The 24,808-nt window shown below is 63.8% G+C and carries 25 protein-coding genes; 7 read left to right on the top strand and 18 right to left on the bottom strand.

Annotation, left to right across the window (positions count from 1 at the left end; all coding sequences use genetic code 11):
* Positions 1–33 precede the first annotated feature (33 nt).
* Positions 34–1,131: a vWA domain-containing protein gene (locus tag AC04SI_RS03200; protein WP_404282531.1), complete on the top strand. Its 1,098-nt coding sequence runs from the start codon at positions 34–36 to the stop codon at positions 1,129–1,131.
* Positions 1,131–2,018, top strand: a complete 888-nt coding sequence (locus AC04SI_RS03195) for an amidohydrolase family protein (protein ID WP_404282533.1) — start codon at positions 1,131–1,133, stop codon at positions 2,016–2,018. The genes AC04SI_RS03200 and AC04SI_RS03195 overlap by 1 nt, the downstream gene beginning before the upstream one ends.
* 32 nt (positions 2,019–2,050) lie before the next feature.
* On the opposite strand, the gene AC04SI_RS03190 is transcribed toward AC04SI_RS03195, so the two are convergent.
* The 3 genes from AC04SI_RS03190 to AC04SI_RS03180 form a co-directional block, all read right to left on the bottom strand.
* Positions 2,051–2,308, bottom strand: coding sequence for a hypothetical protein (locus tag AC04SI_RS03190; RefSeq protein ID WP_404282416.1), 258 nt, complete (start codon positions 2,306–2,308; stop codon positions 2,051–2,053).
* A 118-nt stretch (positions 2,309–2,426) separates the two neighbouring features.
* Positions 2,427–2,834, bottom strand: a complete 408-nt coding sequence (locus tag AC04SI_RS03185) for a carboxymuconolactone decarboxylase family protein (RefSeq protein WP_404282418.1) — start codon at positions 2,832–2,834, stop codon at positions 2,427–2,429.
* 127 nt (positions 2,835–2,961) lie between these two features.
* Positions 2,962–4,395 (bottom strand): DHA2 family efflux MFS transporter permease subunit, encoded by a 1,434-nt coding sequence (locus AC04SI_RS03180; RefSeq protein WP_404282420.1) that lies wholly within the window; start codon positions 4,393–4,395, stop codon positions 2,962–2,964.
* Between the two features lie 116 nt (positions 4,396–4,511).
* On the opposite strand from AC04SI_RS03180, the gene AC04SI_RS03175 reads away from it, so the two are divergent.
* A complete protein-coding gene (locus AC04SI_RS03175) occupies positions 4,512–5,513 on the top strand; it encodes an ornithine cyclodeaminase family protein (RefSeq protein ID WP_404282422.1) in 1,002 nt (333 codons plus the stop codon).
* Positions 5,510–6,991, top strand: a complete 1,482-nt coding sequence (locus tag AC04SI_RS03170) for an HAL/PAL/TAL family ammonia-lyase (RefSeq protein WP_404282423.1) — start codon at positions 5,510–5,512, stop codon at positions 6,989–6,991. Before AC04SI_RS03175 ends, AC04SI_RS03170 begins: the two co-directional genes overlap by 4 nt.
* A 38-nt stretch (positions 6,992–7,029) precedes the next feature.
* Here AC04SI_RS03170 and AC04SI_RS03165 read toward each other — a convergent pair whose 3' ends face one another.
* From AC04SI_RS03165 to AC04SI_RS03105, 13 genes are all read right to left on the bottom strand, one after another.
* The gene (locus AC04SI_RS03165) at positions 7,030–7,833 is read right to left on the bottom strand and encodes a 3-methyl-2-oxobutanoate hydroxymethyltransferase (protein ID WP_404282425.1); all 804 of its coding nucleotides are present in this window, start codon (positions 7,831–7,833) and stop codon (positions 7,030–7,032) included.
* A 30-nt stretch (positions 7,834–7,863) separates the two neighbouring features.
* Entirely contained in the window at positions 7,864–8,178 is a 315-nt protein-coding gene (locus AC04SI_RS03160) for a MocE family 2Fe-2S type ferredoxin (RefSeq protein WP_404282427.1), read from the bottom strand.
* 42 nt (positions 8,179–8,220) lie between these two features.
* The gene (locus AC04SI_RS03155; protein WP_404282429.1) at positions 8,221–9,315 is read right to left on the bottom strand and encodes a fatty acid desaturase family protein; all 1,095 of its coding nucleotides are present in this window, start codon (positions 9,313–9,315) and stop codon (positions 8,221–8,223) included.
* A 17-nt stretch (positions 9,316–9,332) separates the two neighbouring features.
* Complete coding sequence (locus tag AC04SI_RS03150) at positions 9,333–10,247, bottom strand: sugar phosphate isomerase/epimerase family protein (RefSeq protein WP_488473903.1); 915 nt, start codon at positions 10,245–10,247, stop codon at positions 9,333–9,335.
* Positions 10,248–10,304: 57 nt separating this feature from the next.
* On the bottom strand, positions 10,305–11,393 hold the full coding sequence (locus tag AC04SI_RS03145) for a Gfo/Idh/MocA family protein (RefSeq protein WP_404282433.1): 1,089 nt from the start codon (positions 11,391–11,393) through the stop codon (positions 10,305–10,307).
* A gap of 132 nt (positions 11,394–11,525) precedes the next feature.
* Entirely contained in the window at positions 11,526–12,593 is a 1,068-nt protein-coding gene (locus AC04SI_RS03140; protein WP_404282435.1) for an ABC transporter ATP-binding protein, read from the bottom strand.
* A complete protein-coding gene (locus AC04SI_RS03135; protein WP_404282437.1) occupies positions 12,593–13,381 on the bottom strand; it encodes an ABC transporter permease in 789 nt (262 codons plus the stop codon). The genes AC04SI_RS03140 and AC04SI_RS03135 overlap by 1 nt, the downstream gene beginning before the upstream one ends.
* Complete coding sequence (locus AC04SI_RS03130) at positions 13,381–14,250, bottom strand: ABC transporter permease (protein WP_404282438.1); 870 nt, start codon at positions 14,248–14,250, stop codon at positions 13,381–13,383. The genes AC04SI_RS03135 and AC04SI_RS03130 overlap by 1 nt, the downstream gene beginning before the upstream one ends.
* 67 nt (positions 14,251–14,317) lie before the next feature.
* Entirely contained in the window at positions 14,318–15,379 is a 1,062-nt protein-coding gene (locus tag AC04SI_RS03125) for an ABC transporter substrate-binding protein (protein ID WP_404282440.1), read from the bottom strand.
* 40 nt (positions 15,380–15,419) lie between these two features.
* Positions 15,420–16,388 carry a PfkB family carbohydrate kinase gene (locus AC04SI_RS03120; protein ID WP_404282441.1) on the bottom strand — a complete coding sequence of 323 codons (969 nt, stop codon included), beginning with the start codon at positions 16,386–16,388 and terminating at the stop codon, positions 15,420–15,422.
* Entirely contained in the window at positions 16,385–17,428 is a 1,044-nt protein-coding gene (locus tag AC04SI_RS03115; RefSeq protein ID WP_404282443.1) for an ADP-ribosylglycohydrolase family protein, read from the bottom strand. Before AC04SI_RS03115 ends, AC04SI_RS03120 begins: the two co-directional genes overlap by 4 nt.
* Before the next feature lie 3 nt (positions 17,429–17,431).
* Positions 17,432–18,157 (bottom strand): GntR family transcriptional regulator, encoded by a 726-nt coding sequence (locus AC04SI_RS03110; protein ID WP_404282444.1) that lies wholly within the window; start codon positions 18,155–18,157, stop codon positions 17,432–17,434.
* 86 nt (positions 18,158–18,243) lie between these two features.
* Positions 18,244–19,014 carry an IclR family transcriptional regulator domain-containing protein gene (locus AC04SI_RS03105; protein ID WP_404282446.1) on the bottom strand — a complete coding sequence of 257 codons (771 nt, stop codon included), beginning with the start codon at positions 19,012–19,014 and terminating at the stop codon, positions 18,244–18,246.
* Positions 19,015–19,132: 118 nt separating this feature from the next.
* Between AC04SI_RS03105 and AC04SI_RS03100 the strand changes: the two genes are divergently transcribed.
* From AC04SI_RS03100 to pcaF, 3 genes are read left to right on the top strand one after another with little or no spacing between them, the layout of a single operon-like run.
* Entirely contained in the window at positions 19,133–19,990 is an 858-nt protein-coding gene (locus tag AC04SI_RS03100; RefSeq protein WP_488473902.1) for a CoA transferase subunit A, read from the top strand.
* Positions 19,987–20,790, top strand: a complete 804-nt coding sequence (locus AC04SI_RS03095) for a CoA-transferase subunit beta (protein WP_404282449.1) — start codon at positions 19,987–19,989, stop codon at positions 20,788–20,790. The genes AC04SI_RS03100 and AC04SI_RS03095 overlap by 4 nt, the downstream gene beginning before the upstream one ends.
* Positions 20,791–21,996: a 3-oxoadipyl-CoA thiolase gene (gene pcaF, locus AC04SI_RS03090; protein ID WP_404282451.1), complete on the top strand. Its 1,206-nt coding sequence runs from the start codon at positions 20,791–20,793 to the stop codon at positions 21,994–21,996.
* Positions 21,997–22,586: 590 nt separating this feature from the next.
* Here the strand turns inward: pcaF and pobA are convergent.
* The gene (gene pobA, locus AC04SI_RS03085) at positions 22,587–23,756 is read right to left on the bottom strand and encodes a 4-hydroxybenzoate 3-monooxygenase (protein ID WP_404282453.1); all 1,170 of its coding nucleotides are present in this window, start codon (positions 23,754–23,756) and stop codon (positions 22,587–22,589) included.
* The gene (locus AC04SI_RS03080; RefSeq protein WP_404282455.1) at positions 23,756–24,808 is read right to left on the bottom strand and encodes a 3-carboxy-cis,cis-muconate cycloisomerase; all 1,053 of its coding nucleotides are present in this window, start codon (positions 24,806–24,808) and stop codon (positions 23,756–23,758) included. Before AC04SI_RS03080 ends, pobA begins: the two co-directional genes overlap by 1 nt.

The following is a 24,808-nucleotide window of genomic DNA, read 5'->3' as shown; positions in this document are numbered from 1 at the left end:
CCCGCCGCGAACTTACCCCGCGCCGCGGAACCCATGCTCGGCTTCGGCCGGTTGCTGCGCCGCTGCGGCTTTGCCATCGCGCCGCAGCAGATCTCCAGCTTCATGCAGGCGGTGACGTTGCTCGGGCCGCGCTCGATGGCCGATATTCGCGAGGCAGCATTGGCCACGCTTGCCCCCTCGCCCGACCGCCGCGCCGAATTCGAGGCGCATTTTCGCAGCTATTTCTATGGCGATGCCCGACCTTCGATCGACGGTGAGGAAGACGAGGAAACCCGCATCAAGGATGATCGCGGCATGCGCGAGGAAGAGAACCAGACCACCCGCCAGGAGAAAGGCGGCGAAATTTCCTCGGCCATCGAACAGTTGAGCAGCCGCGACTTCCAGCGTGACAGCGACAGCCTCGCCCCCTTCCGCCGCAAGCTCGCCTCCGCCCTGCCCGCCCGCCGCTCCTTCCGCACCATCCGCACGCGATCGCGCGGCACGCTCGACCTGCGCCGCTCGCTGAGCGAAATCGTCAGTGCCGATGGCGACATCCCCTCGCCGATGCTGCGCCGTCGCCAGACCGTACCGCGCAAGCTGCTGCTTTTGATCGACGTGTCCGGCTCGATGAAGCTGCACACTGCAGACTACCTCCGGCTGGCGCACGCCGCCGTGCAGGGCGCCGGCCGCGCCGAGATCTTCACCTTCGGCACGCGGCTCACCCGCATCACCTCGGCGCTGCGCATCCGCGACCGCGGCCAGGCGCTGGCGCGCGCGGCCGCACAGGTCGACGACTGGGATGGCGGGACGAGAATGGGACCGACGCTGGTCGCCTTCCTCTCGGTGCCACGCTTTTCCGCCTTTGCGCGCGGGGCGGCGGTGATCATCCTGTCGGACGCGCTAGAGCGCGGCGATCATGCCGAGCTGGAGATCGCGATGCGCCGGCTGAGCGCCCGCGCCTTCCGGCTGTCACTGGCGACACCGCTGGCTGGCGACCCGCGCTTTCGGCCGGCCACGGCAGCGCTTCGCGCTATCCTGCCAGTGCTCGACGATCTCGTCGACGGCTCGTCGGTGAAAAGCCTCACCGATTTCATCCTGTCGCTCGCGCGCCCTGCCCCGGCGGCCGCGGCAATCTGGAAGAGGGTCTCATGATGCAGAAAGCGATCGATGCGCATTTCCACATCTGGCGCCAAAAGGACCAGCCCTGGCTGGTCGGACCGATGGTGCCGCGCATTTTTGGTCTCTACGAGCCGATCCGCCGCGACTATCCGATCGAGGAATTCTTGGCCGACCAAAAGGGGGCCGGCGTCGAGAAGGCTGTCTATGTCCAGACCAACTGGGCGAAGGAAGACTTCGAAAACGAGGTCGCCTTCCTGCAGAAGACCGCGGAAGAAACCGGCTGGCCGCATGCCATCGTCGGCTATGCCGACATGACGGTCGACGATGTCCGCCACCAGATCGACCGGCTGAAAAAGTATCCGCTGCTGCGCGGCGTGCGCATGCAGCTTCACTGGCACGAGACACCGGCCTTCCGCTTCGCCGCCTCGGCCGACCAGGTCATCGACCCCAAGGTGCGCGCCAATGTCGCCCGGCTGAAGGACTATGGCCTGTCCTTCGACCTGCAGCTTTTCCCGGCACAGATGAAAGACGGGCTGACGCTGGTCGGCGAAAACCCAGAGACCAATTTCATCCTCACCCATGCCGGCATGCTGACCGGCATGGAGCCGGAAACCACGGAGGCCTGGAAGGCCGGCTTGCGCACTTTGTCCGCCGCGCCCAATTTCTACGCCAAGCTCTCCGGCCTCGGCACCTTCGTCCACCGCAACGACCCGGCGCTGATTGGCTATATCGTCGACAATGCGATCGACATCCTTGGCTCGGACCACCTGATGTTCGGCTCGAACTTCCCGATCGAGAAACTGTGGACCAGCCATGCAGAGCTGATCAAGGCGCACCGCGCGGCGGTAGCGAAGCATGGCGTGGCCGCGCTAGCGGATATCTTCTGGAATACGGCGGAAAAGGTGTATCGGCCGGTGTGAAAGCTTTGCCGAACATCCCAATCACGCTGCCTCTATTGCGGCGTGCCGGGCGCTTTAGGTCCGTTCTTTTGAAAGTTTGCCAGAGCGTCACGAAACTCCTGTTCGTTCTTTTTGCGAAAGCCCTCGACACCGTAGCGTGCGATCCCTTCGTCGAGCGATTTCGCGACACTGCGGCTAAAGGTCGGGAGTTGTGCTGGCTGCTTGGGGTCGGTCCACAGCCAGAAGCCCACTACAGTCAGCACCGCGAGTGCTATCGCCAGAAGAACGTTTCTATTGAATATCGCTGACATTATCGACTTCTGGCATCTCCTCCGTAGCAGCCTAGGGTCAATTTCCTAAAACTCGGCGATGACCGCGCTTACAATTTTAGCCAGAATTCTTAAACCGCACATGCCGCCAAGCCGCCCCTCATTTCACCTCGAACTGTGGATCGACCGGGATCTGCATTGCCGTCACCAGATGGTTGGTTTGGCCGGCGAGCCCGATGATCGAAACCAATTCTCCATGCTGCGCGTCGGTCATGCCTTTGGCGCGCGCCGCGGCCGTGTGCGAATGGACGCAATAGGAGCAGCCATTGGCGGTCGAGATCGCGATGTAGATCATCTCCTTGGTCAGCGGGTCGATGGCGCTGTCCGCCACCATCACCGCCTTCAGCTGCTCCCAGATCCGCCTCAGCGCCACCGGATCATTGGCCAGCCCGCGCCAGAAATTGTTGACGAAATCGGACTTTCGCGTGGCGCGGATGTCGTCGAACACGGCCTTCACGGCCGGGATCCGTTCCACCTCGGCATCGCTCAGAAGTCTTATGGTGGCCATGGCGCGGGTCCTTTCGTTGAATCGATCTGTCAGTGCAATGAATCATATCCTCAGCAACGACAGCCAACCCCTTTGTCAAACTCGCTTTTTGCAGGGCCGGAGGGCAGGCGCCTGGAGGAGTTCGATTTCAATTCTCCAGCGCATGGCCCGAAACTTCGGCGCCCGCGCTGCGCGGCAATGCCAGGAAGCGGAATGCGGCCACCAACCCGATCACGCCGATCACGAGGAAGGCTATTCGAAAGTCGACGAGATCAAGCGCCGGTTGGCCTCTCGCGATCTGCGACAAATTGAGGATCGCCGCCGCGACCGCGACGCCGAACAGCATCGCCACCTGCTGCAGCATGCTGGACAGCGTCGCCGCGGAACTGCGCTGCGTGGCCGCGATGTCGGCGAAAGCAAGCGTGTTGAGCGCGGTGAACTGCATGGAGCGCGACAGTCCGGCGATCAGCATCAGCGCCACCACCAGCGCCTGCGGCGTCTGCGGCGAGATTGCCGCGCAGGCGATGATCGACAAAGAGGCGACCACGCCGTTGACGACCATCACCGAGCGAAAACCAAAGCGCCTCAGCGTCGGTGTCGTCACCGCCTTCATGCCGAGATTGCCGAGGAAATAGGCGAGGATCATCATGCCGGCATCGATCGGGCTGAGGCCGAAGCCGACCTGGAACAGCAGCGGCAACAGGAACGGCGTGGCGTTGATCGCCACCCGGAAGATGGTGCCGGCCGACAATGTCGAGAGGGCGAAGGTCAGCACCTTGAACGATGAAAGGTCGAGCAGCGGATGCGGCGTGCGCAAGAGGTGGCGCACAGCCAGCCAGCCAATCAGCATGCCAAGGGCGAGCAGCATCACGGTCGGCAAGACGCCATCCTCCGCATGCGCAATGCGTTCGAGGCCATAGAGCAGGCAGGCGAGCCCCGCCGATGTCAGGAAAAAGCCCGGCCAGTCGAGCGGCTTTGGGTCGGCCTCGCGGTCACCGGGAACGAAGCGGGCGACCAGCACCAGGCCGGCCAGCCCAAGCGGAATGTTGATGAAGAAGTTCCAGTGCCAGGAGAGCGCAGTGGTGATGAACCCGCCGAGCACCGGCCCGACCACCGGCGCAAACAGCGCCGGCCAGGTGATCAGCGCGGTGGCGTTGAGCAATTCCGATTTGGAGGCGTTGCGCAGCACCAGGATGCGCCCGACCGGCGTCATCAACGCACTGCCGAGGCCCTGCACGGCGCGCGCGGCGACGAATTCGGTCAAACTCTCCGAGAAGCCGCAGGCGATCGAGGCCAGCGTGAACAGCGCTATCGCCACAAGGAAGATGTTGCGTGCCCCGAACCGGTCGGCGAGCCAGCCGGACAGCGGCACGAACACCGCCATGGTCAGCATGTAGACGGTAATGCCGATGCTCATCGCCACCGCAGGCACGCCGAAGGTGGCTCCCATCTGCGGCAGCGAGGTCGAGATGATCGTCGAATCCAGAAGCTGCATGAAGAAGGCGATGGCGACGATCAGCGCCACGCGCCGCGAATTCGTGGCCGTTTCGGATAAAGCTTCACTCTCGGGGACGGCAGTCATGACGAACCGGTTTGAACAGCATTTGGCCGACTGCGTCCAGATATCGACTAACAAACTTTCGTGTCGCCTCGCCGCCTGCTATGGCATGAAGGGGGCTCCCCGGGGACTACACACGCATGAAGCCCATATATATCGACTACCTCAACGCCCTCGACATCGAGGCGCTTGCCATGACCGATGCCGAAATCATCGGCGCGGTCGAGGCCGGGCTCGTCGCCCAGGGCAACGGCCAGACCGTAATCGAGCCGCGTGTCCATCTCGAGCCCGACCCGTCCTTCCATGGCCATTTCAATGTTCTGCGCGGCTACGTCGCGCCGCTCGATGCGGCCGGCGTCAAGATCGTCGGCGACTATGTCGACAACTACAAGCACGGTCTGCCGTCGGAGTTCGGTATCCTGAACCTGTTCGACCCGCGCACCGGCACGCCGCGCGCGATCCTGGACGCCACCGTCATCACCGACATACGCACCGGAGCGATCACCGCCATCGGCGCGAAACATCTGGCGAAGAAAACATCGAAGGTGCTCGCCCATATCGGCGCGCGCGGTACCGCCTACTGGAACGTGCGCCTGCTCGATCATCTCTTCGACTTCAACGAGATCCGCGTCCATTCGCGCCGGCCCGAAAGCCGCGACGGCTTTGCCGCCAAACTGGCGGCCGACCTTGGCAAGCCGGTCACGGCGGTGGCCGACTGGAAGACCTGCGTGGAAGGTGCCGACATCGTCGTCGAGGCCTCGCGGCTGCCGGAACCGCAGCCGCTGTTGAAAACCGAGTGGATCAAGCGTGGCGCGTTGGTCGTACCTTACGGCACGATGAGCGCGGTGGAGCTGTCGCTGACCGACATCATGCAGAAGATCGTCGTCGACGACTGGGGCCAGTGCAAGGGCGGCAAGTTCGGTTCGCTGCGCGCCCATGTCGAGACGGGACGGCTGAGCGAGAAGTCGCTGCATGCCGAGCTCGGCCAGATCGCCGCCGGGCTAAAAGCCGGACGTCAGAGCGACGGCGAGACGATCCTGTTCTGGCATCGCGGCCTGTCGCTGTCCGACATCGCGCTCGGCAAGGCGATGCTGGCCAAGGCCCAGGCGCAAGGCATCGGCCAAAGGTTGCGTTTCGCATGAGCCCGCTCGTTCTCACCGGCGCTGGCGTCAGCATCGAGGACGTCGCATCCGTCGCCCGCGAAGGATGCAAGGTGGAGGTTACGCCCACCGTCCTGGAACGGCTGGTCAAGGCGCGCAAGGTGCTCGATGACGCCGCGGCCGCCGGTCAGCAGATCTACGGTCTCAACACCGGGCTTGGCGCCAATCTCGGCACGTCGGTCAGCGGCGACGCCAGCGCCTTCCAGCGCCAGCTCCTCGACGGCCGCAGCGGTGCCGTCGGCGAGCCTTTGCCCTTTGAAACCGTGCGCGCCGTCATGTTTGCCCGGGTGGCGATGCTTGCGGCAGGCGGCTCCGGCCTGTCGCCGCATGTGTTCGTGGCCTTGCTCGATGCTCTCAATGCCGGTGTCCATCCGGTCATGCCGTCGCTTGCTTCGATCGGCGCCGGCGATCTGGTGCTGATGGCGGCGCTCGGACGGATGCTGATTGGCGAAGGCGAAGCCGACTATCAGGGCCGGCGCATGCCCTCGGCCAAGGCGTTGATGATGGCGCGCCTCGCGCCCGTGGGCTTGGCGCCCAAGGACGGGCTGTCGCTGATCAATGCCTCGGCCGGCTCCACCGGCAGCGGCGCACTGGCGCTTGCCGACGCGCTCTCTGCGTTCACCCAACAGCAGCAGGCCGGCGCCTTGACCATGGAAGGCATCGGCGCCAACCACACAATCCTCGATCCGCGCCTGCATCTGGCACGGCCCGCCGCCTGCCAGCAGTTGGCGGCAAAGGGCCTGCGCGAATTGCTTGCCCGCCAGGAGGCTCCGGAGCCGACGACCTTGCAGGACCCTCTGTCGATCCGCTGCATGCCGTCGATCCACGGCGCGTTGATCCAGACGATCGATCACGCCCGGCTGGCGGCCGAGATCGAGCTCAATTCGGCTGCCGACAATCCGCTGGTGCTGGGCGAAGACGAACTGGTGCTGTCGACCGGCAATTTCCACACCGCTTCGCTGGCGCTTGCCTTCGAGACGCTCGGCCTGGCGATCGCCCAAAGTGCGGCGGCCTGCGCCGCCCGCTTCATCCAGCTCACCGGCTCCGGCCGCAACAGCCTGCCGAAGTATCTGTCGCCGCTCGGCGGCGCCTCGGCCGGCTTCGTGCCGCTGCAAAAGACCGTGGCGGCAATCCTGGCCGCGATCCGCCACAAGGCCAATCCGGTGATGCTGGACTTCCTGCCGGTCTCGGAAGGCGTCGAGGACCACGCCACGCAGACTCTGCTGGCCGTTTCGAAATGCGCCGAAATGATCGTGCTGTGGCGGCGGTTGATTGCCTTCGAACTGATGGCCGCCGCACAGGCGATAGACCTGCGCGATGGGCTGACGCTGGCGCCGGCCACCGGCGTGATCCATGCGGCGGTGCGCACGCACGTGCCGAAGCTCACCGAAGACAGGCCGCTCGGCGTCGAGGCCGAGGCGCTCTACGCCGCGCTCGCCAAGGGGAGCTGGCAGGCGTAGCTGCGGCCAACGAGCCGAACCAAGGCAGGCCCGGGCGCTCAGGCCACGCCATCGACCCTCTTCATGAACAGGCTGAGTTCGTTCGGATCCATGTGCACGACGTGCCTGTCTTCCGGGTACGCTCCGCTGTTGACGTCCGCGACGTACTCCGAGAATGCGGCGATGCGTTCCGCTTGCAAGCGGTCATATTCGGCGGCGAAGTTGCGATAGACCTTGGAATGGCGGGGCATGTGACCGCGGTTCTGGCCGAGTATGTCCTCGGCGAACAGGTATTGCGCGTCGCAGCCGGTGCCCGCCCCCATCGACAGCATGATCAGCGACGTCCGTTCCGAGATCGCCTTGGCCACCTCGACCGGCACCACCTCGATCTCGGCGCCTATGGCGCCCGCGGTTTCCAGTTGCTTGACCGCCTCGAAGACCTGCATGGCGGTGTCGGCGGTCTTGCCGACGGCCTTGAAGCCGCCGGTCCAGGTGGCGCGCGACGGGATCAGGCCGACATGGCCGATAACCGGGATCGCGTCGTCCGCCATCCGCTTGATGGTGGCGTAGCCGGCGCTGCAATAGACGGCGTCGGCGCCGGCCTTGTAAAGGCGGAACGCCCAGCGCACGAAATCGTCGGCGGTGCCGATCTCGAAAAAGTTCTCGCCGGGCATGGTGAAAAGGCTCGGCGCCGCATCGCGATACTGAGGGTTGAGCACCAGCTCCGGCGGCACCGACACAATGTCGACACCGGCCCGTTCGGCGGCTTCGGCCTCATCCATGGTCAGCACGCGCAGCATGGTCAGCTGCCGCTTGCCTTTCGTGGCGCGCAAATCTGCGATCGTCGGTCTCTTACGGCTCATCGGACTGGTTCCTTGCGGTTTGGGATGCGATCAGTCGATCTCGATCATGACTTTGCCGGCCGCGACCTTGACCGGGTAGGTTTTGAGGTTGACGCACACCGGAGCCCCCTTGGCCTGCCCGGTCTTGTAGTTGAAGCGGCCATTGTGCTTGGGGCATTCGATGATCTCGTCCATCACGAGGCCGTCGGCGAGATGCGCCTTCTCATGCGTGCAGAACCCGTCCGTGGCGAAAAACTGGTCGTCCGGAGAGCGATAGATCGCAAAGGTACGGCCGCCATGATCGAAGCGGATAACATCCTCCTCGTCGACATCGTCCACGGCACACGCCTCGACCCATTCGGCCATCTTTTTCTCCCCGGTCTTACCCCCATACTCGCCGGCGAAAACCTATTCAGCCGCCGCCGACATATCGACCTCGTGGAACTCGCCGCGATAGGGCCTCGCCGTCGGCGGCAATTCGCGTTTGAGGTAATAGTCCTCATACTTCAGCTGCCTGAGCAGGACCGGCCAGACCTCGCGGTAGGCATGCCAAATCGACGGGTTCGCCACGGGCAAATCGTGCTTGATCAGTTCGTGCAGCCTGGGCAGCGCGTGATAGGGCACCATCGGGAACATGTGGTGTTCGACATGATAGTTCATGTTCCAGTAGATGAAGCGGCTGATCGGGTTCATGTAGACGGTGCGAGTGTTCAGCCGGTGGTCGACGACATTGTCGGCGAGCCCGATATGCTGCAGCAGGCCGGTCATCACCATGTGCCAGGTGCCGTAGAGGCGCGGCAAGCCGATCAGCACCGGCGGCAGCCAAGACCTCAGCGCGATCGCAAGAGCGATCGTCGCGATGTAGATGGCGACATGCCAGCGCGCGGCGGTGACGGCCTTGGCCTGCTCCATCTCGGGCACGTAGCTCTTTTCGTCGTCCGACAGCCTGCCCAACGCCTGGCGCACCAGTGCCGGCAGCGAGTAGCGGAAATCGAGTATGCCGGTGAAGGCTAATCCCGCCTTCAGCAGGTCCGGCGGCCGCATCACCGCAATCTCGGCGTCGCGCCCGACGATGATGGTGTCGGTGTGGTGGCGGGCATGGCTCCAGCGCCATGTCACCGGATTGCGCATCACCATGAAGCTGGCGATCTGGTAGACGACATCGTTCATCCAGCGCGTGCGAAAGGCGGTGCCGTGGCCGCATTCGTGCCAGCGCGAGTCGCTGGAGGAGCCGTAGAGCACGCCATAGACGAACAGGAACGGCACGACCCACCAGGAACCCCAGAACCAGATGATCCCGGCGGCGGAACCCGATATGGCGGCGATCCAGATGATCGTGTCGCGGATCGCCGGGCCGTCGCAACGCTGCATCAGCTCCTTCATAGCCTTGCGCGAGACGTCGGTGTGGTACCATTCGGCCGAGGCAAGCCCGGTCTCGATCGCCCTGCGGGTGCTTTCGCCGACCAGGCTGTAATCGCGCTTTGTCTTGCCAGCCGCCATCATGGGCTCCTCTGCGGTCATCAAAGACCGTTGGCGCGGAACTTTCCGTCCAGAAATGTCTTGGCGCGCGGTACGTCGTCTTCAGTCAGATGCTCGATGATGACCGGGATGTTCGGGTGCTTCTCGCTGAGCCGCTTAAGATAAAGATCGTAGTTGAGCGAACCGAGACCGGGTGCCGGCAGCTCGATCTCGCCGACGCCGCGGAACGTCAGCCCCTCATGCGCGTCGTCGTCGCCGATGTCGGCATGCTTCTCGGACTTGTCGCTGCCGGCGCGCTTGACGTCCTTGGCGTGTGCGATCCTGATCTTGTGGGTCAGCGTGTCGAACACCTGGTTCAGCACCTGGTCCATGCGGTCGATGTTGTGCGCCTCGAAATAGTTGGTCGGATCCATCAGCAGGCCGAGACCGGGATGGTCGACCTGGGCGAACATCCTCACCGTCTCCTCGACCGAACCGACGACGTTGTTGACATAGGTTTCGAGCAGGAACACCGCGCCATGGTCATAGGCGGTATGGGCGAGATCGGAGATCACCTTGCGACATTCCTCGAACCCTTCCTCGGTCTTGTTCCTGGGGTGATGCACCCAATCGGACTCGGTGTTGTAGGTTCCGGTCTCCGAGATCACATAAGGGCTGCCGAACTCGCGCGCGTTGCGGATGATCTCCTTGAGATACGCAAGCCGCTTCTCGCGCTCGGCCTTGTCCGGGTGGATGATGTTCGTGTAGCCCGACAAGCAGCAGATCGGCAAATTGTGGTCGCGGAACGTATCGCGGACCTTTCTTGCCTTGTCCTTCGTGATCTGCCCGACCGAGAGGTCGATATCCTTGAAATGCAGGTCGAGCTGCACCGTGTTGAAGCCGAGCCCGCGGATGCGCCTGGCGACCTCCTCCAGCTCGTAAGGGAAATAGCCGGTGAAGATACCTGCCTGCATCATGATGTGAACTCCTCCCGGTAAGCGATTTAGCCGCCACGCTATTCGGCGGCCAGATGTTCAATCGGTCGATATCTCGGACAGCTTGATCGTGCGGCCTTCCGCCATGGAGCGATAGCCGGCCTCGACCAGAGCCATGGTCTTGACGTTGTCGGCGACGGACAGCGCCGGTGGCGTTCCGGTCTTCACCGCATGCTGCAGCTGTTCCATGACGCCGATGAAGGCATGCGGGAACCACATCGTGTCCCAGCGCGGCGTCACCCATTCGCCGCCCGTCGTCTCTGTCGAGGCATAGGTCAGTGTCGAGGCCACGCCCTTCGGCCAGCCGATCGTGCCCTTGGCCACGCCCTTGGTGCCGTCGACGCGCCAGTTGATGTGCTGGTCGTCGTGATAGCCTTCCTGGCGCGGTCCGGACCAGACATCCTCCAGCGATACGGCGAGCACCCCCGAAGGGAAACGCAGGGTCGAAACCGTGATGCCGTCGGAGTGGTCGAACTTGGTGCGCGGGTCCTTGCGCGTCAGCGTGGTGATCTCCTGGGGATCGCCGAACAGGAAGCGCAGCACGTCGAGGTGGTGCACGCTCATATTGGCTAATGTCAGCCGGTCGTAGTCGGCGAGGAAGGTCTGCCAGTGCGGGATCGCATGCATGTCGATCTGCGCGAAGACGATGTCGCCAAGCTCGCCATTGTCGATGATCTGCTTGAGCACACGCATCGACTGGTCGTAGCGCATGTTCTGGTTGATCGAGAGGATCTTGCCGGACTTGGCCGCTTCGTCACGCAGCGTGACCGCTTCCTCGACCGACAGAGCCAGCGGCTTCTGCGCCAAGATGGCCTTGATATGCTTCTGCTTCAGCGCGTGGCGGATCAGCGCCGGCTGCTGGTCGGGCGGAAAGGCAAGATCGACGATCTCGACTTGCTGATCCTCGATCAGCTGCTCCGGCGTGTCGTGAACGGTCGCAATAGCCCAGCGGGCCGCGACCTTCTCGGCATTCGCCCTGGTTCGAGAAGCGATCGCGACGACCGGAAAGCCCGCTTGCTCGTAGGCAGCGAGATGGCATTCGGCCATGATCATGCCGGCGCCGATGCAGCCGACCCGGTATTCGCTGGTGCGAACCTTCACATCAGGTTCGAAACCCATGCTTGCCATCCATTCCTCCCGTCGAGGACTGGATATAACGCCATGGCCCCTGCATCAGCTAAGCCCGGCACCATCATTTCCCATCAGGACCGGAAAGTGCCAATTCCGACATCGGGCCGATTGGACACGCGACAATGCCTGCTAGCCTGCGGCGATCAGCACGGTGCTTTCCGGCGACCAGCTGAGCATCACCGGCTGACCCTCGGCGAGGCGATCGGCGCCGGTATTCTGCACGATCACCTTCAGTGTCTGCCCGGCACGTTCGACGAAATATGTGCTGTTGTTGCCGGCGAAGATGCGCTTGGAGACCTGTCCCTTCAGGCTATTGGCGTTGGCCGATTCCAGCCTGCCCGTGCCGGTCGATATCTGGATGCGTTCGGGCCGAACGGCGCAGCTGGCCTTGGCGCCGGCAGCAAGCTTCGCGCCGGCGCCTGCAGCAATCGCCGTGCCGTCCGGCAGCCGAATACCGTCGCCCGTCGCTTCACCGCGAAAAATGTTGGCGTCGCCGAGGAAGGTAGCGGCGAACTCGCTTTGCGGTCTGTCGTAGATCTCCTCGGGCGGTCCTTCCTGCACCAGCCTGCCGTCGCGCAATATGCCGATGCGGTCGCTCATCGTTAGCGCTTCTTCCTGGTCGTGGGTGACGAAGATGGTGGTGATGCCGATCTCGCGCTGGATGCGCTTCAGCTCGATCTGCATGTCGACGCGCAGCGCCTTGTCGAGCGCGCCCAGTGGTTCGTCGAGCAGCAGTACACGCGGCTTGGTGACGATGGCGCGGGCAAGCGCGACGCGCTGGCGCTGGCCGCCCGACAATTGGTGCGGCCGCCGGCCGCCAAGCTTGCCGAGCTGCACGAGATCCAGTGCTCGCTGCACCTCCGTGGCGATGGTGGCCTTCGGCTCGCCGCGCACCGACAGGCCGAAGGCAACATTGTCGGCGACGCTCATATTGGGAAACAGCGCATAGTTCTGGAACACCATGCCGATCTGCCGTCTCTCGACCGGCACCCGCTCGACGCTCTCGCCGCCTATCGCAATGCGGCCGGAGTCGGGAAAATCGAACCCGGCGATCTGCCTGAGCAGCGTGGTCTTGCCGCTGCCCGACGGCCCGAGCAGCGCATAAAAACCGCCATCGGCGAAATCGATGGAGACGTCGTCCAGCGCCTTGTGCGCGCCGAAACTGCGGGAGACGTTCGATACCTGGACGCCTGCCATTATTTCTCTCCGCCGAATTTGAAGAAGCGCGCCGTGAGCAGCATCAGCGCCATCGAGACGGCGATGATGATCGTCGAGACCGCGTTGATCTCGGGCGTGAAACCCTTGCGGATCGCCGCGTAGATCTCGACCGGCAGCGTCGTCTGACCCGGCGTCGACAGGAAATAGGAGACGACGAACTGGTCGAACGACACGGCGAATGCGAACAGCCCGCCGGCAATCACGCCGGGCATGATCCATGGCAGCGTCACGCGGCTGGTCACCTGCCATTGGTTGGCGCCGAGCGAGCGCGCCGCCTCTTCCAGCTCCGGCGCGAAGGTCTGCAGCCGCGCCGACACCACGACGATGACATAAGGCAGCGCCAGCGCCACATGGCCGAGCAGGATCGCAAACAGGCCGCGCCCGATGCCGACGCCGAAGAAGAAGATCAGCATCGCCGTGCCGGTGATCAGCCACGGAATGGCGATCGGCGGGAACAGCAGCGCCTGCAGGAATTTCTTGCCGCGGAATTCATAGCGGTAGAGCGCCAGCGACGCTGCCGACCCGAGCACGGTGCAGATGATGGTAGTGATGACGGCAATCTCGATGCTGTTCCAGCTCGCCGAGATCAGCTGGTCGTTCTGCCATAGCGAGGCGTACCATTCCGTCGTCCATTCGAACGGCAATTGGTAGAAGGGCGAAACGTTGAACGACATCAGCGCCATGATGACGATCGGCAGATAGAGGAAGGCGAGCAGCAGCCAGATGTAGAGGCGGCCGAGCCATTCAAGGACGCGCGTCGTCATCATCACGCGGCCCTCCGCAGCACCGGCGACGCCACCGCCAAAATGACCAGCACCACAGCCAGCAGGATGAAGGACAAGGCCGCGCCAAGCGGCCAGTTGAACACGGCGACGAACTGGTCCTCGATGACCGTGCCGTAAAAGGTACCGGTGCGGCCGCCGAGGATGCGCGGCTCCATGAACGAGCCGACGACCGGCACGAAGATCAAAGCCGCACCCGCCACCAGCCCGGGCATGGAGAGCGGGATGATGATCCGCTTCAGCACTTGCAGCCGCGTCGCGCCGAGCGAGCGCCCGGCCTCGATGAGCGAGTCATCGATGGCCTGCAGCGTCAGATAACAGGTCAGCACCATATAGGGCACGTAGGAGTGCACCAGGCCGATGATGACGGCCGGGTAGGAATACATCAGGTCGATGTTGATCTTGAACGGCAGCACGGCATTCAGTGCCGTGTCGAGGATGCCGCCCTCGCGCAGCACCATCGCCCAGGAAAAGATGCGCACCAGCCCGTTCGACCAGAACGGCAGGATGACGAGCAGGAAGATCGCCTCGCGGCTGCGCCCCTTCAGCACCTTGGCCAACACGTAGGCGGCAGGATAGCCGATGACGATGCACCACAGCGTCACCTCGAGTCCGAGGCGTAGCGAAGCCAGCAGCAGCGTCAGGTAGAGGCTCTGCGAGAAGAAGGCGGCATAGTTGCCGAGCGTGAACGCCCACGGCTTTCCCGACAGCGGCAGGTCGGTCATGAACGAGAAGAAGACCATGGCCGACAGAGGCAGGAAGATCGCCACCGTCAGCCAGAGATAGGCAGGCGCAAGCAGCGGCAAGGCCGATCTCAGCCCGTTGCGCGACACGGTCGCAACCTGTGCTGCCATGGTTCTCTCCTCCCCAGGATTGAAGAACCAGCCGGCAAATACCGCCGGCTGATTCTGACGTCGGCTGTTACTTCACGTCGACCTTGAGCTGCTGCCACAGCGCCAGATAGGCCTCGCGCTGCGCGTCGGTGATCGGCGCCTGGAACTGGATGCGCTTCGCCACCTCGGGGTCGCCCATGACCTTGCGGTTGAAGGCATCCTCGGGAAGCGCGGCAACCGCCTTGGTGTTAGCCGACACCGGCGCGCCGACCTTGGTGACCCATTCGACATAGAATGCCGGGTCGATCATGTAGTTGATGAAGGCCTCGGCGCCCTGGACATTCTTGGAACCGACCGGGATCGAAAAGGCATCGAGCCAGGCGACAGCGCCCTCCTGCGGGATGACCAGCGAGACCGGCAGCTTGAAGTGGGTCTTGGCGCGGTCGGCCGAGCCGCTCCAATAGGTGCCGATGTCAATCTGGTTGGAAGCCACCATCTGGTTCCAGTCGTTCTCCGAACTCCAGAAGGTCTTGATCTGCGGCATGAGCGAGGTCAGCTTCGCCTTGACCGCTTCCATATCCTTGATGTCGTTGATGTTCTGTCCCGTGGCGATGGCGCCGAACTGGACAGCTTCGACGGCGTCGTCACGAATGACGACACGGCCCTTGTGCGCGGCATCCCACATAACGGCGATGCTCGTCGGCGGCTTGTCGAAGGACTTTTCGTTGATGGCCAGAGCGGTCAGGCCCCACACCCACGGCACGCCATAGACCTTGCCGTCATGATCGAGCATCGGCGAGCCCGCCTTGTCCGGGCTGATGTCGGCATAGTTGGAGAGCTTCGACACGTCGATCGGCTGGATCAGCTTTTCCGCCATCGCCTGGTCGTTGAAGGCAGCGTTAATCATGACGACGTCGTAGAGGCCGGGATTGGTCCGGAGCTTGGTCAGCATTTCCTGTTCGGAATTGAAGAAGTCGTTGACGACCTTGTTGCCGGTCGCCTTCTCGAAGGCGGCGATCGCCCACGGCTCGTCGGCGCCATAACCCTTCCAGTTGAGCACGTGCACTTCGGCCGCGCTGGCGGCCAGCGTGAGCGCGGAGGTGAGGACGGCGGTCGCCGTGAGCAAAGCAGTCAGTCTGGGCATGCGCATGTTGGTTCCTCTCATTGTTTGCCCGCTTGGCGGGGCTTGTTTAGGCCTCTTGCTTCCGGCCATGCGCGGTCGACGATCGATCGTGATGGCTGAGGAATTCCTGGATCTCCTCGTTGTTCGGCGCCGACGATCCCCCGTGCCGGGTGACCGAAAGTGCTGCCGCCGCATTGGCGTAACGCGCCGCTTCGAAAGCCGGCACGCCGCGAGACAGCGCGCTGACAAAGGAGCCGATATGGGTGTCGCCGGCGCCATTGGTGTCGATTGCATCGACCTTGAAGCCTGGAACCGTCTTCGTGCTGCCGTCGGCCAGCCGCACGAAGCAACCCTTCGCGCCGGCGCGGATGACGACGCCTTCGGCCTTCGGGCAATGGCTGGAAAGCAGCCTTGCGGCGAGTGCTTCGACATCACCCAGGCCAGCGATCTCGGCCGCCTCCGTCGTGTTGCAGCTCAGCCAGGTGGTGCGGGCAAGCACCCGGTCGAGAACGGCACGCGGAATGTCTGCGACGACCGGGGTCGGGTCAAAGACGAAGGGTATGTTTGCCGGCAGCGCCTCGATCCAGTCGGCCAGCGCATCACGGCTGCCGGAATAGCTCAGCGTATACCCGGACGCGAACACCCAGTCTCCTGCCGAGGCTTGCACGGGCGCCATCATGTCGAGGCTGAGCACGCTCTCGGCGCCGGGCCACGACACGAAGGTGCGTTCGGCGTCGCTGCTGATCATGGCGACGCAATTGCCGCTGTCCATCACGGGTGAAGCCGGCGTCAGCGTTTCGATACTTTCGGCGGCGAAGGCGGCGCGCAAAAAGTCGCCATTCGGCCCGCTGCCGAGCTGGCCTCCGAAAACGACAGTCATGCCGGTGCGGCTGGCCGCGACCATCATGTTGAAACCGCCGCCCGCGACCTGGGCAAAGCCCGATGCGGTTTTCTCCGCGCCCGGCGCCGGCAAGGCGTCGATGCGGTAGACATAATCGACAACCGCGCTGCCAATATGGACGAGACGCCCGCTCATGCTGCCGCATCCTTGCCGGGGCCGGCCTTGGCCACGCGTGCCGCGACAAGATCGGTAGCCAGCGCACGAACCTGCGCGACGTCGATACCGACCAGCCTGGCGATGTGCTGTTGCGGCAGCCGGGAAAAACCTGTGCAGGCGCCGGCCATGCCGGCGGCTATGGCGCCGATCGTGTCGGTGTCGCCGCCGAGATTGGCGCTAATGACGGCCGCCTGCCACGGATCGCCTGCGGCGACCTCGAGCACGGCGAAGGCCGCCGGAACCGATTCCTGGCTGGCGACGCCGGTGCCGACCAGATCGACGATCAGCCGGATGGCGTCCTTCACCGTTCTGCCGCGCACAAGCTCCTGGGCCCACACGATGCGCGCGGCGATGTCGCCGCCTGTCACCCAATGCCCAAGTGCGGCACCCTGCCTGGCAGCCGCGACGGCACTATCGGAAGCGGCGCGCCAGTCGTCGCCGGCAACGCCGCGGCTGACGGCGGCGGCGACAGCGGCGGCCGAGGCGATGGCTATCGAAGTGTTGTGCGTGGCCCGGCAGGTTTCGGCCACCTTGGCGGCCAGCGCGTGGAGCGGCGCCAGCGGCATCATGATGCCGACCGGCGCAATGCGCATGGCCGCGCCATTGGTGTCGCCGCCGCGCCCAGCCTCTTCCGCCGGCATACCATTGTTGATGGCGTCGATGGCACGCTTGGTCGACGGCCCCAAGAGATCGTAGCTGCCACGCGCCTTGACGTCGCGCTCCCAGTCGAGCAGCGCATTGACCCAGCGCGTGTGATCGAAGCGATCGCCGGATTCGACGAGAATGCGGCCGAGCAGCAGCGCCTGCTCGGTGTCGTCGGTGATGGTGCCTGCCAGCAAACCCTTCGACACCGGATGATCGGCGACGGGGGCAACAAAATCCTCGACATGGCCGTAGAGCGCCGCAATACGGGCCGGCGACAAAAGCTGAGTCGGCATGCCCAGCGCATCGCCCAACGCTCCCCCAACAAGCGCGCCCATGGCGCGATCGAGCATATCCTTGTTGGTTGCATCCGGCATCGCTCAGAACCTCATATGCAGCGCGAAGTGTGCCGGGTTGAGCAGGCTGGTGACATATTCGATCGGCCGGTCATCGGCCGCGCGCGTCAGCCTGCGACCGCGCAGGAAGGGCGTGCCTTGCGGGCAGCCGAGAATGGCCGCATCCTCGGCATTCAGCATTTCGATGCCGACCCATTCCTCGCCATGGTCGGGAATGAGACCGGCGCCGCGCAGGGTCTGGTGCAGCGAACCCTCGCGCAGGCCACGCAGCGGCACGTCCTCCAGCTCGGGCGACAGCGGCAGGCGGCTGCGTTCGATCGAAATCGCATGGCCGTCGCTGGCGTTGGTGCGCACCCGGTCGACAGCGATGAAGAATGGGCTCTCAATACCGAGCAGCGCCGCAAGATCGGCGTCCTCGATCACCTCCAGCCGCAGTGTTCGCGTCTCGGCATTGGCGCCGGCATTGGCGAGCGCCCGCGACCAGCCGATCGCATCGTCGACCGGCTTGCCGTCGAAAGTGACGAAGGAGCCGATGCCGACCCTGGTGGTGATCAGCCCGCGGCTGGACAGCTCCTCGAGGCCTTTGCGGACGGTGTTGCGGCTGACGGAAAAGCGCTGGACGAGCTCGTTCTCGCTCTGCAGGCGATCACCGAAACCGAGCACGCCGGAGCGGATTTCATGTTCGAGAACGGTGGCGATCTGCTCGGGCTTGCCCGTGCCGGGAGACAGTTGAACCGCGCGCCGCTTCATATGGGTACCTGTTCAGTGAACCTGTATAATCCTGTTCAATATTGGATTTTGGCCACCTCGTCAATCGCTAACGATACGGGTTTTCGTCAGACGAAGAAGAACTCCTCGATGCGCTGTTTCGCACGAAGCAGCGCGGGCAGGATCTCGCGCTCCATCGCCTCGACGGAGAAACGGGCCGACTGGGTCGAGACATTGATCGCTGCCACAGTTTTCCCGGTGCGGTCGCAGATCGGCACGGCGATCGAGCGCAGGCCGAGCTCCAGTTCCTCATCGACGATGGCGAAGTCATCCGCCCTTGCAGCGTCGATCGCTTTGCCCAACGCGCCACGACTGGTGATCGTCTTCGGCGTCCGCCGCTCGATCTTTGCTTCGGCAAGGAAGGACTTCAGTTCGTCCATGCCCAGCCCGGAAAGCAGCACGCGCCCCATCGAGGTGCAATATGCCGGCAGCCTTGTACCGACATCGAGCGACACGCTGAGGATGCGGCGGCCGGGAATGCGGGCGACATAGACCACATCCTCGCCCGACAGCACCGCCGCGTTGCAGGCCTCGTCGAACTGCCCCGCCACCTCGCGCATGATGGGTGCCGCGAAGGTCCACAGCGACGCGCCGCCGAGCCAGGTGCGGGCGACGGTCAGCAGCCGCGGCGACAGCGAAAACAACCGGCCGGATTGTGTCGCATAGCCAGTCGCGGTCAGCGTCAGCAGGAAGCGGCGAGCACCGGCGCGGGTCAGCCCCGCCTCCTCCGCCATTTCGGTCAGCGTCATGCCGGCGGGATGCCTAGCAAGGATTTCCATCACCGCAAGCCCGCGTTCGAGCGAGCCGACATGGTCACGCGAAACGCTTTCTTCGTCCATGTGGCCTCCGCAAACACTGCCGCGTCGGGATTGACTCAATGCGATCATCCGACATAAAAGTATCTCATAGCAAACATGTGTTCGCAATACGAACTTTTTGAAGTCCGGAGTTGCCGCGATGGTGAAGTTCCTGCCCCTCAAAGAGGCCGTGGCCGAGAACCTGCATGATGGCGACACGGTCGCCTTCGAAGGCTTTACCCATCTGATCCCGACGGCTGCTGCGCATGAGGCGATCCGCCAGGGATTTCGCGACCTGACGCTGATCCGCATGACCCCCGACCTGATCTACGACCAGATGATCGGCATGGGCATGGCGAGGAAGATCATCTTCTCCTATGTCGGCAATCCCGGCGTCGGCCTGCTCAGGCGCGCCCGTGACGCCATCGAGAACGGCTTTCCCCGGTCGATCGAGATTGAAGAGCATAGCCATGCCGGCATGGCCAACGCCTACGAAGCAGGTGCGGCCGGCCTGCCCTGCGCAGTGTTCCGCGGCTATCGCGGCGCCGGTTTGGCGTCGGTCAACCCGAACATCCGCTCGGTCACTTGTCCCTTCACCGGCGAGGTGCTTGCCGCCGTTCCGGCCATTCGGCCCGACGTCAGCTTCATCCATGCGCAGAAGGCCGATAGTAAAGGCAATGTGCTGGTCGAAGGCATCATCGGCATCCAGAAGGAAGCCGTGCTGGCGGCCAAGCGCGCCGTGGTGACGGTCGAGGAAGTGGTCGACAGTTTCGACGATCTCCATCCCAACCTGACCGTGCTGCCAAGTTGGACGATCAGCGCCATCTCGGTCGTGCCCGGCGGCTCGCATCCCTCCTACGCGCATGGCTACTATGTGCGCGACAACGCCGCCTATCTCGAATGGGACGAGATCGCCGCCGACCGCGACCGCTTCCAGGCCTGGATGCAGGCAAACGTCATCGAAAGCACGGCCGGCGATTTCGCCGCGCGCGTCGAACATCTGAGGCCTGCGGCATGAGCGAGGACCAAAAACTGGGCTTCACCCCCAACGAGATGATGACGATCGCCGCCAGCCGAGCGCTGAAGAACGACGACGTCTGCTTCGTCGGCATCGGCGCGCCGTCGGCCGCCTGCAACGTCGCGCGGCTGACGCATGCGCCCGACATCACGCTGATCTACGAGAGCGGCACCATCGGCACCGCGCCCGACGTGCTGCCGCTGTCGATCGGAGACGGCGAACTCTGCGAAACGGCGGTCACCACCGTCGCGGTGCCGGAGATGTTCCGCTACTGGCTGCAGGGCGGCCGCATCTCGATCGGCTTCCTCGGTGCGGCCCAGCTCGACAAATTCGGCAACATCAATACCACCGTCATCGGCGATTATGCGCACCCGAAGACCCGGCTTCCCGGCGGCGGCGGTGCGCCCGAGATCGCCACCTCGTCGAAGGAGGTCTACATCACCATGGCGCAGACCAAGCGCGGCATGGTCGAGAAGATCGATTTCTTCACCTCCTTCGGCCATGGCGAAGGCGGCGATCACCGCAAGCGTCTGGGCATCGATACGGCAGGCCCGACATTGCTGATCACCGACCTTGCCATCTGGAAGCCGAACCCCGTCACCAAGGAATTCACGGTCGTATCCTTGCATCCCGGTGTCAGCCGCGAACAGGTGCAGGCGACCTGTGGCTGGGTCGTAAAGTTCGCCGAGGCGCTTGACGAAACGCCGGCACCGACGGAACTCGAACTGAAAACATTGCGCGATCTGCAAGCCCGCACCAAGGCCGCGCATGAGGGAACCGCGAAAGAGAAAGCTGCATAGATGGCCGAGGCCTTTATCTGCGACTACATCCGCACGCCGATCGGCCGCTTCGGCGGCGCGCTGTCCTCGGTGCGCGCCGATGATCTCGGCGCCATCCCGCTGAAGGCGCTGGTCGAGCGCAATTCCGGTGTCGACTGGCAGGCGATCGACGACGTCGTCTATGGCTGCGCCAATCAGGCTGGCGAGGACAACCGCAATGTCGCGCGCATGGCGCTGCTGCTCGCCGGCCTGCCCCAGGACATTCCAGGCTCGACCGTCAACCGTCTCTGCGGCTCGGGCATGGATGCCGTCACCATCGCCGCGCGCGCCATCAAATCCGGTGAGGCCGAGTTGATGCTTGCCGGCGGTGTCGAATCGATGAGCCGCGCGCCCTTCGTCATGCCCAAGGCCGAAACCGCCTTTTCGCGCAACGCCGAGATCCATGACACCACTATCGGCTGGCGCTTCGTCAACCCGCTGATGAAGAAGCAATACGGCGTCGATTCCATGCCGGAGACCGGCGAGAACGTTGCCGAGGATTTTTCCGTCTCGCGCGCCGACCAGGACGCTTTCGCCGTGCGCAGCCAGGACAAGGCGGTCACCGCTCAAGCCAATGGCCGGCTGGCGAAGGAGATCGCCCCGGTAACGATCCCGCAGCGCAAGGGCGATGCGGTGATCGTGTCGAAGGACGAGCATCCCCGCGCCGGCACCACGGTCGAGGCGCTGGCCAAATTGCCGACGCCGTTCCGGCAAGGCGGCACGGTGACCGCCGGCAACGCGTCCGGCGTCAATGACGGCGCGGCGGCCCTCATCATCGCTTCGGAAGCGGCTGCGAAGAAATACGGCCTGACGCCGGTCGCCCGTATCCTTGGCGGCGCCGCTGCCGGTGTCGCGCCGCGCATCATGGGCATCGGCCCTGCCCCGGCCACGAAGAAACTCTGCGTCCGCCTGGGCCTGACGCCAAAACAATTCGACGTGATCGAACTCAACGAAGCTTTTGCCTCCCAGGGCATCGCAGTGCTGCGCCAACTCGGCATTGCCGAGGACGCGGAGCACGTCAATCCGAATGGCGGCGCCATCGCGCTCGGCCATCCGCTCGGCATGTCCGGCGCCCGCATCACCGGCACCGCGGCGCTCGAGCTTCGCGAACGCGGCGGCCGTTATGCTTTGGCCACCATGTGCATCGGCGTCGGTCAGGGAATTGCGATCGCGCTGGAGCTGGTCTGAAATCCTCGCTACTCTGCCTGCTGCTCTGAGGGAGTGCGACACAGTGGTTTGGCCGCCAGTCTAACCGTTAGGCGCTAAACCCAACCGACGTTCAGGGGGGCTTGGTGGGTAAAAGCAGGACAGAAACCTTCGGGGCCGCGGTCGACACTCTAATGGTCGCGGTGTTTGCGAGCCTAGTCTCAATCAGGCCGGGGTTGGCGGACGAAGTGGAAACTGGCCGATGCGCAAATGAGATGGCGTTCATCGTATCGGCGATAGACAACATTTTGTCACAAGAGAATCTGAGTGGTGGTGGTTACTCTTTTCAGAAGTCTCTCAGAGAGAAATTCCCAACCGGGAAATGCGACCTCGCAGCTGTTCGAAAAACTATTAGATCATCCAAATATTTTCACTACGACAAAATCAATGATGACGGAGAAATTGTTAGATTATCCAGCAAATATGTTGTAGCTAGATTTTATATTGACACCAAAACGAACGAAATTTGGCGAGACAGTAGTTATATAAGAATTAAGAAGACAGAAGAAGACTATAAATAAGTTCGCGTATCGTGAAGAGTAAAGCTGTCTATTATAACATCACGCATCCGATCAATAGGGCAGGCCAACGTAGTTCTCCGCCAGCGCCGTCGATGCCGCTTGCGAATTCACGAGATAATCGAGCTCGGCTTCCTGGATGCGCTGGCCGAATTCGCCCGTCTCCGGGAAGCGATGCAGCATCGTCGTCATCCACCAGGAGAAGCGCACCGCTTTCCACACCCGCGCAAGCGCCTTGGCTGAATAGGCGTCGAGCGCTGCCTCCGACCCCTCGCGATAGAATTCACGAAGCCCGGCAAAGAGATAGCGCACGTCGCTGGCAGCGAGGTTGAGACCCTTGGCGCCGGTGGGCGGCACGATATGGGCGGCGTCGCCGACCAGGAACAGTCTGCCGAAGCGCATCGGCTCGGCGACGAAGGATCGCAGCGGCGCGATAGACTTCTCGAAGGATGGTCCGGTGGTAACGGCCGCGGCTGTCTGTGGTGGCAGGCGCTGTCGCAACTCTTCCCAGAAGCGATCGTCCGACCAGGCCTCGACGCGCTCGTCGGCGGGGACCTGCACATAGTAGCGGCTGCGGCGCGGCGAGCGCATCGAGCAGAGCGCAAACCCCCGCTCGTGATTGGCGTAGATCAGCTCATGATCTGCCGGCGGCACTTCAGCCAGCACGCCCAGCCAGCCGAACGGGTAAATCCGCTCGAACGTTTTCAGCGCGCCTTCCGGCACCGACCTGCGGCTGACGCCGTGATAGCCGTCGCAGCCGGCGATGAAGTCGCAATCGACGCGATGGCCGACGCCATCGTTGTCGTAGGTGACGAACGGTGTGCCGTCGAAGTCGTGAAGCGCGACGTTCGCCGCCTCGTAGACGGTGACAAGCCCCGCCGCCTCGCGCTTGTCCATCAAATCATGTGTCACCTCGGTCTGGCCGTAGACGGTGACATGCTTGCCGCCGGTGAGCGCCGTGAGGTCGATGCGGTGCAGACGCCCATCGAAGGCGAGCGAGATGCCGGAATGCGGCAGGCCTTCGGCATGCAGCCTGGCTGCAGCGCCCGCTTCGCCGAGCAGGTCGACCGTGCCCTGTTCGAGCACGCCGGCCCGCACACGACCGAGCACATGCTCGCGGCTCGATCGTTCGAGGATGACCGTCTCGATTCCGATGGTGGCGAGAAGCTGGCCGAGCAACAGGCCGGACGGCCCCGACCCGACAATCAAAACCTGTGTGCGCATCAGTGTCCGAGACTTTCGATCTGCCCGGCGAGTTCGGCGGCGAGCCGCAGAGCGGCGGCCGTCGCCACCACCATCTGCGGCAACAGCAGCCATTCCAGCGTCCACGCCGCGCCGGACCGCTCCTGCTCGTGCACAAGCGCCTGATGCATGCCGGAAAGCTGGGTGGCGTTGAAGCGGGCCAGCGCCACCAGTGCCTCGGCCTTCACCGGGTTCTGCTTGTGCGGCATAGCCGACGAACTGCCGCCGCCGGAAAGCGCGATGTCGGTACCGGCCTGCGCCATCAGCGCCATGTCCTGCCCGAACTTGCCGATGCTGCCCGTCACCAGAGACAGCCAGCCGGCGAAATCGGCGAGCGCATCACGCTGGCTATGCCACTGCGGCGCGTCGGCGAGGCCGAGCCTGGCGGCCAGTGCCGCGCGGACAAGCTCGGCCTTGTCGCCCAGTTTCTCCAGCGTGCCGGCCGCACCGCCGAACTGCACCACCAGCAGCCGCCCGGACTGTTCCGTCAATCGCAATTGATGGCGTTGCAGCGGTGCCTGCCACGGCCGGACGCGGTCTGACACCTGGATCGGGATTGCTGGCTGCATGCGGGTCATCGCCATCAGGGCCTTTTTCCCGAACTGCTCTTCGAGAGAAGCAAATCGCACGATATTCTCGGTCAACAGCAGGCCAAGATGCTCGACCACGGGTTTCAGCCGAAGCATCAACGCGGTGTCGATGACATCCTGGCTGGTCGCCCCGAAATGAACCCACTGGCCATGCGGTTCGCCAACAGCGGTCTTGATCTGCCGCACCAACTCGGGAACTGCGACGCCATCTCTGGCGACGCCGGCGCGCAGCTTCGCCGTGTCGGGCCGGAATGAGGCCAGAGCCATAACGATCGCGGCTTCGGCCTCGTGAGGGATGACGCCGCTTTCCGCCTGGGCCTCCGCCAGCGCACGCTCGAAGGTGAGCATCGCGGCGATTTCCGCTTCCACGGAAAAATGCCTCGCCGCCTCCTCGTCGCCGAGAAGGCCCGACATCAGCGGATGGTCGAAGGGCGATAAGGTCAT

The sequence above is a fragment of the Mesorhizobium sp. CNPSo 4689 genome (assembly GCF_057784325.1).
This window is presented reverse-complemented; position numbering and strand designations above follow the sequence as displayed.